This is a genomic window from Exiguobacterium sp. NPDC077395, from assembly GCF_050269125.1.
In the GTDB taxonomy this organism is placed as follows: Bacteria; Bacillota; Bacilli; order Exiguobacteriales; family Exiguobacteriaceae; genus Exiguobacterium; species Exiguobacterium aestuarii_A.
The window spans coordinates 92,871-108,352 of the sequence record NZ_JBNNHU010000002.1 but is presented as its reverse complement, the minus strand read 5'-3'; the positions used below and the strand labels follow the sequence as shown (position 1 = coordinate 108,352).

General features: G+C 47.2%; 13 protein-coding genes. 6 read left to right on the top strand and 7 right to left on the bottom strand.

The genetic code is table 11. The annotated features are described in order from the left end of the window. Positions 1-72: 72 nt before the first annotated feature. The 3 genes from ACQKD4_RS11000 to guaC all read left to right on the top strand — a co-directional run bounded on the left by ACQKD4_RS11000 (position 73) and on the right by guaC (position 4,609). A complete protein-coding gene (locus tag ACQKD4_RS11000) occupies positions 73-1,257 on the top strand; it encodes an MFS transporter (RefSeq protein ID WP_214695632.1) in 1,185 nt (394 codons plus the stop codon). Between the two features lie 108 nt (positions 1,258-1,365). Further along, positions 1,366-3,423 (top strand): PAS domain S-box protein, encoded by a 2,058-nt coding sequence (locus tag ACQKD4_RS10995; protein ID WP_427373364.1) that lies wholly within the window; start codon positions 1,366-1,368, stop codon positions 3,421-3,423. 202 nt (positions 3,424-3,625) lie between these two features. Beyond that, positions 3,626-4,609, top strand: coding sequence for a GMP reductase (gene guaC / locus ACQKD4_RS10990; protein WP_074036799.1), 984 nt, complete (start codon positions 3,626-3,628; stop codon positions 4,607-4,609). Positions 4,610-4,633: 24 nt separating this feature from the next. On the opposite strand, the gene ACQKD4_RS10985 is transcribed toward guaC, so the two are convergent. The 5 genes from ACQKD4_RS10985 to ACQKD4_RS10965 all read right to left on the bottom strand — a co-directional run bounded on the left by ACQKD4_RS10985 (position 4,634) and on the right by ACQKD4_RS10965 (position 10,968). Beyond that, the gene (locus ACQKD4_RS10985) at positions 4,634-5,065 is read right to left on the bottom strand and encodes a GNAT family N-acetyltransferase (protein WP_427373363.1); all 432 of its coding nucleotides are present in this window, start codon (positions 5,063-5,065) and stop codon (positions 4,634-4,636) included. After that, entirely contained in the window at positions 5,065-5,922 is an 858-nt protein-coding gene (locus ACQKD4_RS10980; protein ID WP_427373362.1) for an MBL fold metallo-hydrolase, read from the bottom strand. Before ACQKD4_RS10980 ends, ACQKD4_RS10985 begins: the two co-directional genes overlap by 1 nt. Next, positions 5,910-6,665 (bottom strand): hypothetical protein, encoded by a 756-nt coding sequence (locus tag ACQKD4_RS10975; RefSeq protein ID WP_427373361.1) that lies wholly within the window; start codon positions 6,663-6,665, stop codon positions 5,910-5,912. Before ACQKD4_RS10975 ends, ACQKD4_RS10980 begins: the two co-directional genes overlap by 13 nt. Positions 6,666-6,667: 2 nt before the next feature. Next, positions 6,668-9,838 carry an EAL domain-containing protein gene (locus ACQKD4_RS10970; RefSeq protein ID WP_427373360.1) on the bottom strand — a complete coding sequence of 1,057 codons (3,171 nt, stop codon included), beginning with the start codon at positions 9,836-9,838 and terminating at the stop codon, positions 6,668-6,670. A gap of 137 nt (positions 9,839-9,975) precedes the next feature. Next, positions 9,976-10,968 carry an LLM class flavin-dependent oxidoreductase gene (locus ACQKD4_RS10965; protein WP_427373358.1) on the bottom strand — a complete coding sequence of 331 codons (993 nt, stop codon included), beginning with the start codon at positions 10,966-10,968 and terminating at the stop codon, positions 9,976-9,978. 260 nt (positions 10,969-11,228) lie between these two features. Between ACQKD4_RS10965 and ACQKD4_RS10960 the strand changes: the two genes are divergently transcribed. Beyond that, the gene (locus ACQKD4_RS10960; protein ID WP_427373357.1) at positions 11,229-12,602 is read left to right on the top strand and encodes a YjiH family protein; all 1,374 of its coding nucleotides are present in this window, start codon (positions 11,229-11,231) and stop codon (positions 12,600-12,602) included. A 49-nt stretch (positions 12,603-12,651) separates the two neighbouring features. Here ACQKD4_RS10960 and ACQKD4_RS10955 read toward each other — a convergent pair whose 3' ends face one another. Continuing rightward, entirely contained in the window at positions 12,652-13,128 is a 477-nt protein-coding gene (locus ACQKD4_RS10955; RefSeq protein WP_427373356.1) for a hypothetical protein, read from the bottom strand. A gap of 105 nt (positions 13,129-13,233) precedes the next feature. On the opposite strand from ACQKD4_RS10955, the gene ACQKD4_RS10950 reads away from it, so the two are divergent. Further along, positions 13,234-13,884, top strand: coding sequence for a C39 family peptidase (locus tag ACQKD4_RS10950; protein WP_427373355.1), 651 nt, complete (start codon positions 13,234-13,236; stop codon positions 13,882-13,884). Here ACQKD4_RS10950 and ACQKD4_RS10945 read toward each other — a convergent pair. Then, complete coding sequence (locus ACQKD4_RS10945; protein WP_427373354.1) at positions 13,850-14,674, bottom strand: hypothetical protein; 825 nt, start codon at positions 14,672-14,674, stop codon at positions 13,850-13,852. The genes ACQKD4_RS10950 and ACQKD4_RS10945 overlap by 35 nt on opposite strands. Positions 14,675-14,766: 92 nt before the next feature. Here ACQKD4_RS10945 and rluF point away from each other — a divergent pair, with 92 nt between their 5' ends. Beyond that, complete coding sequence (gene rluF / locus ACQKD4_RS10940; RefSeq protein WP_015880301.1) at positions 14,767-15,477, top strand: 23S rRNA pseudouridine(2604) synthase RluF; 711 nt, start codon at positions 14,767-14,769, stop codon at positions 15,475-15,477. The last annotated feature ends 5 nt before the right edge of the window (positions 15,478-15,482 follow it).

The window sequence follows — 15,482 nt, the reverse complement described above, 5'->3', positions numbered from 1 at the left end:
TTTGATTTGGTATACTCTTTTAGTTATGTTTATTAACTATTCGAATTTGAAGAAAAGGAGGCGTCGTGTTCGATGCAACAACCTATCCAAAAACTGTGGACGAGAGACTTTTTGATTATCTCGCTCATCAACTTCTTCCTGACGCTCATCTTTTTCTTATTGATGGTCACCATCGGGGTACATGCCGTCGAGTCGTACGGGGCGACGACGAGTCAAGCAGGGCTCGTCACCGGTATCTTTATCATCGGGACGTTGACCGGACGATTGTTCATCGGTCGACTCATCGATTCGATCGGCCGGAAAAAGACGCTTTATATTGGGCTCGTCTTTTTCACCGCCACCATCTTGTTGTACTTCGTCCATTGGGGCGTCGGGTTCTTGTTGCTTACTCGTTTCGTACACGGTCTCGGGATGGGATTATCAAGTACCGCAACCGGAACAATCGTGGCACAGGTCATTCCTGCGACACGAAAAGGCGAAGGGATTGGCTACTACAGTATGAGCTCTACCTTGGCGACAGCCATCGGGCCATTCGTCGGGTTGCTCCTCAGCCAATATACGAGTTTCACCGTCATTTTCGGACTTTGTTTCGTGATCGGACTGATCAGTTTGGCGAGTACGTTCTTCGTGAACGTACCAGAAGTAGACGCACCGGAAGTCGTTCGTGGTTTCTCATTGAAATCATTCGTTGAACCGAAGGCGTTACCGATCGCACTCATCATCGGGATGGCCGCGCTCAGCTACTCGAGCGTCTTGTCCTATATCAACTTTTACGCGAGTGAACTTGACTTGATTGAAGCGGCGAGTATCTTCTTCCTCGTCTACTCCGTCGCCGTCCTGTTGTCTCGTCCGATTACCGGGAAATTGATGGACGCGCGCGGGGCAAATGTCGTGATGTATCCAGCAATCGCGATTTTCGCCGTTGGGCTTCTCGTGCTCAGTCAAGCGAATAGCGGCTGGATGCTGTTACTCGCAGGTGCTCTAATCGGGCTCGGATTTGGAAATATCCAGTCGGGTACACAAGCGATTGCCGTCAAGGCTTCCCCACCCCACCGGATGGGTATGGCTACTTCGACGTTCTTCATCGCACTTGATGCAGGTCTCGGGTTTGGTCCGTATTTCATCGGTCTACTCATTCCGTTGACTGGATTTTCGACGCTATACTTGATGCTTTCCGGTGTCGTTCTCTTTACCATTTTCTTGTATTACCTCATGAACGGTCGAAGCGAACAAAAACAACTGAAAGAAGCTGCCTGACAGGATGTTCTTACATCCTGTCTTTTTTTGAAAGTTCACACATTTTATTGAAGGATACGTTAAGATAAAAATGACGTGTAAAAAATAGAACGAAATGAGGGAGACGAGATGAAGGCTGACCAAACACTTCAATACAACGCATCGATTTTATTACGGACGTTCGATAAAATTTCAGACTATGTGTTCTTTATGGAAGTCGATGGTTCAGCTTATCGATACGTCTTTGTGAATGAACCCGCAAAACGCGCGATCAACTGGTCGGACGCAGATGTCGGAAAACAGATTGACGAACTCGTCCCCGCTGAAACGGCCGCGCTCATCACAACATATTACGATGAAGCGATTCGAACGAAAAAAAGTGTCGTCTATGAAGACTATCGTCTTGCTGACTCATTCTACACCGATACGGTAGAAGCAAATGATGTATTGACGCTTCCCCTTCATTACTTCGAGTCAGAAGTGACTCCTATTTTTAATGACGAGGGACAATGTACACATATCGTCTCGGTCGTCCGCGAAGTGACGGAACGAAAGCGTCGCGAACTGGAATTGTCCATTTTGAAAGATCATCATGAGTCATTAAGACGTTACTCGCCCCATGGCATTTTTGTACTTGATCATCATCTGAATATCAAATCGGTCAATCCGGCCGTCATGAGCATCACTGGATATGCCGAGCAGGAGATGCTCCATCAACCGTTCCTTTACTGGCTTCCCGAGGACGAACGTTCTCGTGTACGGAAAGGGTTGCAGTTCACGTTATCCGGCATTCCGCACAAGTATTCGGTTTACGCCACTCATGAGTCTGGGGAGCGGCTTGATTTGTCTGTGTTGAACATCCCGATCGAAGTCGGTGGCAACATCACCGGATTGTTTGCCATCATCATCGATTTAACGCCTGAGAAGAACGCTGAACGGGCCACAATCGAAAGTGAACGTCGCTATCGCCAACTGATCGAGACGATTCCGGAAGGCATCATCGTTCATCAAGATGGGAAGATTTTATATGCGAACGCAATGGCGCTCGAAACGATTGGAGAGACTTATCTCGAGAGTGAATCCATCTTTTCTTTCATTGCAGAAGAATATCACCAATCCACTCGGACACGTCTCGCTACCCTTGAACTAGGTGGACCTGTTCAAGATACCGAGATGGTCGTTGTGACGCCGAGCGGGGACCGGCTTCATATGGACATCAGCAGTCTCCTCATCGACTATGAAGGACAGCTGGCCATATTGACGATTTTGCGCGATGTCACGGAAAAACGAGAAATGGAACAGGCCTTGAGACAAAGTGAGTTACAATACAGACTGATCACGGAAAACATGAGTGATCTCGTTTGCATATTAGAACGGGATGGGACGGTTCGTTACGCCTCCCCTTCTCATCGTACGGTTCTCGGCTTTGCGGCCGATTACTATGAAGGGAAGAATACGCTCGACTATATTCATCCAGATGACATTCAAATCGTCCGTTCACAATTGAAGGACTTGAAAGAGCAAGACGTCTCGCTGACTCTTGAATTCCGACACTTTCACGCGGACCAACGCTGGATCTGGCTCGAGACAAAAATTCAAGCTATCTATGACGAATCAGGGCATCTTCTGCACTACTTGACGGTCAGCCGAGAAATCATGCAACGAAAAGCGCTTGAGAAGCGCTTAAAGCACTTGGCATATCACGACACGCTGACTGATTTGCCGAACCGACGCTACTTCCTCGCCTATCTTGAAGAAGCCATCGAAGAGACGAGATATGAGAAAGAGCAATTAGGCGTTCTCGCGCTCGATGTCGACCGTTTCAAACAAATCAACGACACGTTCGGCCATGATGTCGGGGATGAGCTTTTGCGGCAATTGGCGCGCCGATTGACGTCGGTACTCCGAAAACAAGATATGGTGGCAAGACTCGGGGGCGATGAATTCGCCGTCCTCATCCGATTCACCGATCCTTCTTCTCTCCATCGTGTCGCCGAAAAGATTATCCAAGCATTACAACGACCTTGGGAAATCGACCAGCATACATTCATCACAACTTCGAGCGTCGGTGGCGCTCGTTACACAAAAGGATTGTCGACTAAACAGCTGTTGAAACGCGCCGACCTCGCTTTATATGAGGCGAAAGCAGACGGTCGAAACCAATATATACTCGCAAAGGACCTGTGAATCAAGGTCCTTTTTTCACGTGAAACATATGTATAACACCTAAATACGAACATTTAATACTTAATAATCTAAATACATTCATTTTTAGACCATTTTTACGAAGTTTTCCTTTGACTTTGAGAGTCGTTCACGTTATATTACCGAATGGGCGAAGTTTTTTTATAGTTCAAGATGTTAATGTTCGTGAATAGGGGTGCAACTTATGGATAAAGTGTTTGATTATGAAGATATTCAATTAATTCCTGCAAAATGTATTGTCGATAGTCGTTCAGAATGTGACCCGACCGTCGAGCTCGGGGGCTTCACGTTCCGTTTACCGGTCGTCCCGGCTAACATGCAAACGATTATTGATGAGAAAGTGGCGCTCATGTTGGCCGAGAATGGTTACTTTTACATTATGCATCGCTTCAATCCTGAGACGCGTCTCGCGTTTATCCAGGACATGCACGAGAAAGGTCTCTATGCCTCCATCAGCGTCGGGGTGAAAGAAGAGGAGTATGCATTTATCGAGATGCTTCAGTCGACTGGTCATACACCAGAATTTATTACGATCGATATCGCACATGGACACTCGAACGCGGTCATCCGAATGATTCAACATATCAAGCACCATCTTCCTGGTTCATTTGTCATCGCAGGGAACGTCGGGACGCCAGAGGCCGTTCGTGAATTGGAACATGCCGGAGCGGATGCGACGAAAGTCGGAATCGGACCAGGGAAAGTATGCATCACGAAAATCAAAACGGGATTCGGCACGGGCGGCTGGCAATTGGCGGCGCTCCGCTGGTGTGCCAAGGCAGCGACGAAGCCGATCATCGCGGATGGGGGAATCCGTACACATGGGGACATTGCCAAGTCGATTCGTTTTGGCGCTTCGATGGTCATGATCGGTTCATTGTTCGCTGGCCATGACGAATCTCCAGGGGAAACATTCGAGCAAGACGGCAAGCAACTAAAAGAGTATTTCGGCTCTGCTTCCGAGTTCCAAAAAGGTGAGCGAAAAAACGTCGAGGGGAAAAAGATGTTTGTCGAACACAAAGGGGCATTACAAGATACATTGACCGAGATGGAGCAAGATCTCCAGTCGGCGATTTCTTACGCGGGTGGCGACAGTCTCGAAGCATTGCGCACGGTAGACTATGTCATGGTGAAAAACTCAATCTTCAATGGGGATAAAGTATACTAAAAAAAGGCGACCTCGTGTCGCCTTTTATAGTTCCTTCATCATCATGTAATAGTCAGATCCAGGTGGGTAGTCCGGTAGCACACCGGCGACCGTATAGCCAAAGCGCTCATAGAATGATTTCGCCTGAAACGAGAACGTCGTCAACTTCACACGCGTCGCACCGAGCGACTTCGCAATCGTCTCCCCTTCTTCAAGCAACCGACTCCCGAGCCGCTGTCCCTGAACGTTCGAATCTACCCATAAACGGTCTAAATCGAACCATCCCCAATACACACTCCCGTACAAGCCAGCAATGATCCGTCCTTCTTGCTCGATTTTCAATTGAATGGCCGGTACAATCGCCTCGCGAATCTCGCGATGATGCGCAGAGTGAACATTATTATAATCACGTAGCTTCCTAGTCAAAAACTGTTGAAATGACTCGTCTTCTTCATGGATTCGTACAATTGTATGCATTAATTCTCCACCGTCCCATTCACAAAAAACGTAATCAATTCCTGCTCTTCTTCGTTCAATTCGCGATTGACAAGTGCAGCGTATGATTGGGTGATTTTTTCAATATTTCCCGGGAAATTGCTTGAAATCGTGGCGATTCTTTTCAAAGTAAGGCAATCTGCTGCGAACGCTTCACGACTTATCATCTCACCGTGTGACCAGACGATCTGTTGTGCATCAAATGTCTCTAGTACATGTAACAATCGAAGTGTCTCCTCTGGTGTCATTCGCCATGTCGGAGCATACAAATTTGCATACAATGCGTCTCCTAAAAATAAGACGCGTTCTTCCACGACATAGATAACGACCGAATCTTTCGCATGGTCGCCACCGACATGCCTCAATATGACATGGACTCCACCTAGATCGAGCGTCAACGATTCCTGAAACGTCAGTGTCGGCAGAACGATTTGAATGTCTCGCGAATCACCATACTCTTCGCGGATCGCCTGGGCACAAAACTCGATTTCAATTCCTTCAGCAACTCGTTGATTCAATGATGCATCATCCCAAGCGTAAGGGACGAGCTTCTCCATCTCGTGCTTTGTCGCCTCGCTTGCGATTGAGACCACTCCTTCTAAGGCAGGTAGCCCGAAGATGTGATCCCAGTGCCAATGTGTCAATGCGACCATCGAAGGCGCACGGAGGCCACGCTCGTTTAACTGCTGCAAAAAGAATGATGCGTGCGCCACGGAGTTGCCCGCGTCAATGAGTAACGTATGGGTGTCACCAATAACGGCACCAAGAATCGGACGGTCCGTATGCGCAACCGGCGTCATATACCAAAAACGTTCCGAATGTTTGATCAAGGTTTGCATGAACGGCTCGACTCCTCTTCTATCAATTTGGTTAGTTCTTCAAACGAAGAGCGCTCATCATTTTGGATTCGGACGTAACGAAGCGGGATCCAATCAAGCAATGTAAGCTCAAGTCGCTGTCTGTCCGCCAACACCTCAATCGTCCCCGATACACCGACAAGGTTACGTTTCGATGCATAGGACCCTGTCGTGTAATACTCGACAAACCCCTGTTGCCATTCAACCGGTCGCTCGTCATAGACGACTGGAAATATGCGAGCGACGTCGTTTAACTCTAAATAGACGATGGTCGGTTCGATTGGTTTAAGAATCGATGAAACCTCTTGAACGTATGTTTCAATCGCCTCTAACGAAACGTCTTGGGCGACCATCCCAATCGTAAACGGATTTTGAAGCAACGCACATTCAAAGATGACGTCACGTTCTTCCTGCTCGAATTTCGTTACATAACGTCGCCATCGTTCGCACATGATTCGTGTGTGGAGTGCAAAGGGCAACTCATAGACATCCGTTCCTACGCGCTCTTCTCCTTCATCGTAACGAACGAGCCATCCGCCTTCAATTTCATCAAGAATCGTACCATGTGAAGGTGGTTCCGTTACCCAGTAGATTTCATGCAGATCGACGGGGTGAGCAGCGTCCACTTCCGAATAGAAGACACCTTCTTTCAACGCACATATCTTTTCAGCAAGTGTGGACTTTCCACTTCCCGGCAACCCCTCAATCAACCACAATTTCCCCATACTTAAAACCCCTCATCATCTGAATATCCATCGTATTGAAACCATTGGTTGCCACCATTGTTCTTCGCAATATACATAGCCGCATCCGCTTGCTGAAGAATCGAATCAATCGTTGAGTTAGATTGGATTGTGGCGACCCCGATACTTACTGTAAGACGTATGGTTTCACCATTTGACGCGTTTATTCCCTGGGAAATAACGTTGTTCATCTCCTTTACGCCAACAGGTACATCCTCTTGAACGACAACGAATTCATCAGCTGAAAATCGATATACTTGACCTCCGAACGTTTCCACGAATCCGCTCAATCGTTGTGCGATTTCAATCAATAACTCATCTCCGATCAGGTAACCATATTGATCATTAATCCGTTTGAAGTCGTCTATATCGATCAACAACAATGTGACTGTTTGTGAACGCTGAATCTGTCTATATAGATCGGTCATGAGTGTATATCGATTACAGAGTTTTGTTAGTTGATCCTGTGTCGCAATTCGAATCATTTCGCGTTGTTTCCGCTCTTTCCGAATTCCGTTCTCTAACCATCTTGCAAGCAACCGAATGGTGTCTGCCAACTCTTGCAGGGTTTCTTCGTCGAGTTGATCGTTTAAATTGCCTTGCTCCGCCAATAAGACAATCCACCCGAACACTTGGTGTTTATGTGTCAAAGGGAAGCTGACAATTGTTGTGAACTCAATTCCATCTACAATCAGTTCTCCTTCTTGAAGAGTTTGTGAACCGACCGTCGTCAGTTGATGGAGGGTGCGCAGTTCTTCTTCCTCCCACATCAGACGAGACACCCCGTTCTCGACCAAGAGACGATGTGAGGATTCACTTGAGAAGATCACCGCATGCGAGTAACCGACCCATTCCAATAAGATTTCTTGAACTCGTGCCAACTGGTCTTGAAACGGCATACGAAGTGCCGTCGCTTCATACAATGCCTCTACGACTTGTTGGCGTTTGATTTGTCGCCGTGACATTTCTGTATGTTCAATCTCTGCCATGACCCAGTGTGTGAACGACTCGAGCGCATGTAAATTCTCTTCAGTGAACGTTCTCGCCTGAGCATCTACCACACAAAGCGTACCGATGACGTGACCTTGTTTCGTCCGGAGCGGCACGCCGGCATAGAATCCGACTTGATCCAGCCACGGACTATCACTCTCCAATGCTTCAGCTGCCACATCTTCAATCACAATCGGACGTTCCGACGTGACGACTCGCGTACATAGCGTCCACTCCCGCTTAAGATGAGAAGATTCGAGTTCGATCCCGACACACGACTTGAACCATTGTTGGTCTGTCGTCATGATGGAGATGAAGGCGATTGGCATCTGCAACGTTTGTGCGACCAAGCGAGAGATCCGATCAAACCGTTCTTCTTGCGGCGTGTTCAAAATCTCCAATCGTAAGATGGCCTTTAATCGCTTCATCTCGCGTTCATCGAGTGAAGGATGAAGTAACTGCGACGGCTGTTCAATTTTCGATAAGACCGCCTGGTGAGAATACAAGATTTCGAGTGCCTCATCTAGGTTTTCGAGCGCCATCGGGCGACTAAAGAAATAACCTTGAATTTCATCACAGCCGAGCTGACGTAAAATACGATACTGTTCTTCCGTTTCAACGCCCTCTGCTGTCACTTCGAGTTCTAACTTTTTAGCGAGTGACACAATCAGTTTGACGATTTCGTATTCTTTCATCCCATTCTCTTGATCGAGTTGTGCAACGAATGATCGGTCAATCTTGATGCCATCGATTTCAAATAGCTTCAAGTAATTTAAAGAAGAATAACTCACCCCAAAATCATCAATCACCAATCGGAATCCTTGCTGCTTCAACGATTCAACCGTTTTGATGGCAGCGACCGGTTCATGCATGAGTGTATGCTCCGTCACTTCGAACTCAAACTGCTCCGGCTTCAGGTCATATGACGAAATGATGGTTACCAATTCATTCATGTGATGCTCATGAAACAAATTCGGTGACACATTCACGGCGACACGACGACCTTCGAATTGCTCTGCATGTGTAGATACGTCCTGACAGACTCGATTCATGACGAACTGCGTCACGTCTTCAATAAGCAATGACTGTTCCGCCACACGAATGAACGTTTCAGGAGAGACGAACCCAAGTACCGGACTATTCCAACGAATGAGCGCCTCGAAATGAATCGACCCATCCATCGACACTTTCGGTTGATACACCATATATAGTTCATCTTGTTTGAGAGCTTTCACTAATTCCGTTTCAATCATGATTTCATCAATATAACGTTGAACATACTCATCATGTTCATATAGATGAATCGTTTGGTTACCGTTCTGACGTGCCTCGAGTAAAGCCGTTGAGGCGTTCATGATAACGCGATCGGCGTCAGCAGTTCCCGAACTGATGCCGATACAACTTGATAACGGAAATTCTGCATCGGCCACTTTGTAAGAATGACTCGCGATGACATCAAGTAAATGTTCAGCATACATATAGGCCGTCTTCATCGGGACATGGGGCAAGACCGCGATAAAGTCTTCCCCATCGACTCGACCGATGATTGAACCTTTCGGGAGCGTATTCGCCAATTGACGCGTGATATCTTTTATCAATTCATTCGAGCGCTCCACCCCTTGGAGCGACATCATCATCTTGAAACGATTGATATGTAGGCGCATCACACTTGTTTCTTCCGCGCTCTGGCGCTCAAACAGTTGATCAAGATCCAATTTGACTTTCATCAAATTCGGCATCCCCGTTAAATAGTCCATATGTTCGATACTTCGTAACAGCTTGATTTCTGCCTCTTCTGACAAATCTGTCGTCAAACTGAGGACATAGCGCACGACACCCGAATCATCTTCGATCGGCACAAGCATAGAGGAGGCGAATCGGGCCGTATTGGATTCGACATTCATTTTTGACATGAAATAGACGGGTTCCCCTGTCTCGACGACCGCATCGTAATGTCCAATCAATTCATTCGCCACTTCTGAGCGATACATCTCGTGTAAATACTGACCTTCCACATCATCCGGAAGTGAGGAAGCAACTTTCCCCTGATCGCTCACATGAACATAACGATAGCCTTCATCCGTCACTTCCATTAGAAATACCATTCGATACAAGCGTGTGAACAGCTCGAATAGATAATATGGGTCGCCTTTCATCCGTTGCATCGTATACCTCCACCTGTTCCTTTTTCTTATAGTGTAGTTGGTTTCGCTCCGACTAGGGAGAAAACCTTTGAAAAAATGGGAAAACGTTTTTCATTCATACAAAAACACCTCCTCAATCTGAGAAGGTGTTCGTCGAATCAAAGCAACTCGTTCGCTAACAGGCGATAGACGTTCAAGCGATCCTCTTGTTTATGCTGGATGCTACAAATCATCGCTTCATCGAAACCATAGCGTTCCGATTCATCTCGCAACTGTTCCGCGATTTGTTTTGGCGTCCCCACGAGGTGAATAGCTCGGTTGTTGGCGATATGAATCTTGTCGACTTCCGTGAGCGGATACTCATGGGCCGCTTCCGGGCTCAATAATTGTCTCAACTGTCCGCGCATCAAGAAGAGTCGAGACAAATCAGATGGCCGAGCCAAATATTCGGCCTCTTCCTCCGTCTCTGCCGTCGTGACCAAATACGTGACGCTGATGTCCGGCTTCTCCATAAAGTCAGACGGAGTGAAGTGGTGGCGATACGTATCGAGTGTCTCGGCTCTCAATTGACCGTTGAAAAACTGTGCGAAGGAATAGCCTAGCCCCATTCGCCCGGCTTGTACGGCACTGTTCCCGCTCGACCCAAGTAACCACGCTTCCGGAAGCGTGACGCCCGTCGGTGCTGCCGGCGTATTTTTATACCATCGCTCTTCCGGTGCTTCATCTTTGATTAATTGAAGCGTCGTATCGAGCTTTTCGTATAGACCGTCCATCATCGGCTTCTGCCCTTGTGACATCGCATAGATGGCGTTCGCGTCCCCGCCTGGTGCGCGTCCGACACCGAAGTCGATACGTCCTGGTGCCAAGGCGCTGAGCGTCTTGAACACTTCCGCCATCTTCAATGGTGAATAGTGCATCATCATGATGCCGCCGGACCCGAGACGAATCTTGTTCGTCTTAGCTGCCAGATAGGCCGTGATGACTTCCGGAGCCGAGCTCGCGAACGACATGCCGCCATGGTGCTCCGCCATCCACATCCGGTAATATCCTAACTCCTCTGCGACTTGTGCGAGCTCGACCGCGCTGTTCAGCGCATGCTCGCCTGTATGACCCGACGTGACCGGCGCCTGATCTAACACACTCAATCTCATGATGCATTCTCCTATCTCTATAATGAAGTTTCTAAATATCTTGAATTTGTTGGACTCGCCGTCATCATACTAAATGCTTAAAGGGAATACGAATGTTTTGCCTAGTGTCTGCTTTATATTTTTCAGAAAATTTACGCATTCGGTTGATAGCACCTGGTCATATTTTTTATACTAATAAAGAAATACGTTTTAATTAGGGCTGGATGTGTAATGGGGATACATAGACAGTACAAACACTTCGGGGAAATGGGGAATGCATCATGAATGGTTCATCAACACAAGACGGAAAGAAACCTTCTTTTTCGAGTCGAGACTTTTTTAAGTTCTTGATTCCATCGCTCATCGGCATCATGTTTTTCATCGTACCAATCTCATCAGAAGAAGGCTTTACGATTCCGGTCGCTTTCTTATCCAATCTATTGATTGAGTGGATTGGGGAGTTCGTCCCGACACTCGCTGTCATCATGATGGGGATTTCGATTGCTGGATCTTTATTGTTGTTTACGGCACGTCCTGCTTTTATGGTGGAACGACCGTCCATCAACGCACTCTTTAGCGTGACACCGTTTTGGTTTATCATGCGCATCATCGGTTTTATCGCCGGTGTCATGACGCTACTCACACTCGGACCAGAGATGATTACGTCAGAATTCACAGGAGGTTTGCTCCTATTTGATTTGATTCCAATCTTGTTTGCGACATTCTTTTTTGCAGGTATGTTGTTACCGCTCCTCTTAAACTTTGGGCTTCTCGAGTTCGTCGGGACGTTCTTAATGAAAATCATGCGCCCACTCTTCCGCTTGCCAGGGCGCGCCTCACTCGACTCGCTCGCTTCATGGGTCGGAGATGCGACGATTGGGATTCTACTGACGACCAAACAGTATGAGGAAGGTTATTACACGAAACGGGAAGCATCGATCATTGCGACGACCTTCTCCGTCGTCTCGATCACGTTCACCATCGTCGTCTTACAATATGTCGAACTCGATCAATACTTCCTACCGTACTACGGGGCAATCGTCTTATCCGGCTTGGTCGCAGCGCTCATCATGCCGCGGATTTATCCACTATCTAAAAAAGCAGATACGGCTTATGAGAAGACAGAACTTAAACCGGAAGAAGAGGTGCCGTCAGACGTTTCACTCGGGAAGTGGGCGTTGATACAAGCGCTACAAAAGTCACGTTCGAGTAAAAGTTTCCTAGAGACACTCAAAGACGGCTTCAAAAACGTCCTCGATATGTGGATCGGTGTTCTCCCTGTCGTCATGGCGGTCGGGACAATCGCGGTCGTCATCGCAGAATATACGCCCTTCTTTACCATTATCGGGAAGCCGTTCGAACCAATCCTGATGCTCCTGCAAGTGCCTGAGGCATCAGAGGCCGCTCAGACGATGGTCGTCGGTTTCGCAGATATGTTCTTGCCGGCCGTCCTCGGAAGCGGCATCGAGAGCGAATTGACACGTTTCGTCATCGCCACACTGTCTGTCACTCAGCTTATCTACATGTCTGAAGTCGGGGGCTTGTTGCTCGGTTCAAAACTACCGATCTCATTCCTCGACCTCGTCTTGATCTTCTTGTTACGCACCTTCATCACGCTTCCGATCATCGTCGGAATCGCGCATCTTGTCTTTTAAACAAAACAAAACGATTTGCCTATTCTTCAAGGCAAATCGTTTTTTACTTTTAACTCTCAGATAATGAATTCCGAAAGATAAATTTATATAATTCAATTAACAAAGTCGAAACAAACAGCACATAAAAAGTAATTCCTATTATTCTATAATCAAATTCTACAGGAATTAATGTGGTTATTACTGGCACATAATTTATAAACAATGTGGATAAGAACCCGACAGTTAAACTAAAAAATCCAACTTTTCGATTTAATGAAAAATTCGTGTTTTTTAAGAATGAGAGTATTCCAATAACAACACATAAAAAAGTAATTAAAAAAAGTAGCCCTATAATTTGTTTTAAAATTAGCAATTCGGCGAAGCCAATTATACTTCCGGAAAACTGGATAATCAATCCCGCCATTAGTGTAAATACACCTGTTTTCATTACTAATGAGGCAGAATGTAAGCTTTTTAAAGTAACTGCTGAGTTTTTTATTAGAATAACAACAATAATTAGAAATGAAACACCTAACACAAATTGCATCGAATAATCCCCTTTTATCTTTTTTATAAATACAATTTTAGTAAATATATAAATCTTTTTATACATTTATTTTTCGTTTTAAGTAAATGATTGGGAGGTTTTCGAATGAATCGCCACTTTGCAGGACAACTCGAGGTCGCAAACAACGGATATGCCGGAATCATCGACCCGGAGCTTTACGTGAACGACCGTTATCACGGACGCTGGACATTAAAGCGCTCCGTACAGATTGAAAGCGTGCCCGTCTTGCTCCAATGCCAGTTCGAGAACGGAAAGAACAACTGTACGTTGACATCCATCACCGCGATCTTTCGTTTCTATCGAGACCATGGGTATACGAATATCCCAGATGATGTGACACAGATTCAAGAAGATGTGCGCGAGATCGCCTTCAGGCATCATTTCAAAGATGAGAAAGGGACACCCCCGACTCAAATCGCCACCATCATCACGAAGCTATGGAAGCGATACGGGTATGACGGTCGAGGCAGTTCCCGCTATCTATGGAAATGGTCGACGTTCGAGCGTGAGCTGAAAGCGGGTCGCCCGTTTGTGTTGAATATGGCGAACGGCTTTTATAAAAATCATTCCGTCACGGGAATCGGTTATTTACAGTTTGAAAAACGGGGTTTTCCGGACGTCATCTTGTTGGCCGTGCTCGACAACCGTTCAAAAGACGTGCGCTACATCGATTTCAACGAATTCAATTTCTGGGGAAGTATCACGCGCGTCCATCCGCCAGCCACTCGTCCATAATCGTTTCAAGCGCTTGTCCGATTCGTAACAGATGCTCGCGCTTGGCATATGACCCGTAATGCAGCCCGTTTGAATCACGGCCGTTCCCGAGCCCGACGAACACTTCAGACGGTTTCATATGAAGTCCAATCATCGGGATGCCCGATTCATGGCGTCCGATTTCATAGGTGATGGCAGGATAAGCTACCAGTCTCCCCGTCGTCGAGAAACCTGTGAAAGCACGACAATTCTCTCGCCCGAGCACAATCAACCGTGTCGGTTTGATATATGTAATTGTGCGCTCTAATAACTCGATCGAGGTCGGATGCTCCATCCAGCCGCGTCCGGCCTTCATCTTCCCCATTTGTTCATACGTCGCAAGTTTAAAAAAATCGACGTGGATGACAGAGGCCGGATTGTCATAAAACGTTCGCCCCATCCCGTTCAACAGCGCCTCAAGTTTGGCGCCACCCGGTTTCCCGAACCAGCTCGTCGTCGCGCGACCCGATTCGAAATAGGACGATGCTCGTTCTATCGTTTCTTGCAGCGCCTCTTCATTTCCGAGGTAATCTTCAAACGAGAGCGCGTTCCGCCAATAGAACTTTTGGGCTTTCCCCGTTCTCGGTGTCCCGTCTCGATGTAAAAACTCGCCGCGTGACGGGTTCGTCCCAATAGTCAGCCATTGATTCGCATGAGGACGACCGTACCAAAGGACAGGTGATGCCTCTGGAATCAGTTCTTGACCAAACGATGTCTCACATAACACTGCTTGAAATCGAATCGCGTCTTGTAACAGTCGTAGTGCCTCCATGTCATCCCTCCTCTCCCGTTCGTTTCCCGCTTTCGAGAGTTTATAAAATGCGTTATAGTGAGAGGACGAAGCCAAACAAAGGACGTGTACACATGCGCATCAATAAATTTATCAGTGAATCAGGCAAGGCGTCCCGCCGCCAAGCCGACCGTCTCGTCGAAGAGGGACGCGTCACCATCAACGGGAAAAAAGCAAAAATCGGCGACCAAGTAAAACCGGGGGATGAAGTCCTCGTCAACGGTTCGGTCGCACGTGTCGCACGAAACAACGTGTATATCGCCGTCCATAAACCGGTCGGGATCACGAGTACGACAGAGAAGAAAGTAAAAGGAAACTTGGTCGACATGGTCAACCACCCGCTCCGCATCTTCAACATTGGTCGTCTCGATAAGGACTCAGAAGGTCTCATCCTCATGACGAACGATGGCGATATCGTCAACGAAATCCTTCGCGCAGAAGGCGAGCACGAGAAAGAATACATCGTCTCAGTCGATAAGCCAATCACACCCGAATTCGTCGAACAGATGGAAGCCGGCGTCAAAATCCTCGGACAGAAGACACTACCGTGTAAAGTCCGTCCGCTCTCGAAATTCGACTTCAACATCACCCTCACGCAAGGACTCAACCGTCAGATCCGTCGGATGTGTGAGGCGCTCGGCTACGAAGTATTCCGCCTCCAACGCGTGCGTGTCATGAACATCACGCTCGGGAAACTCCCGCCTGGACAATGGCGCGACCTTTCGAAAAAAGAGCGTGAGCAGTTGTTCCGCGAATTGAATTACGAACCGAAAGAATGGTATTAAAACAA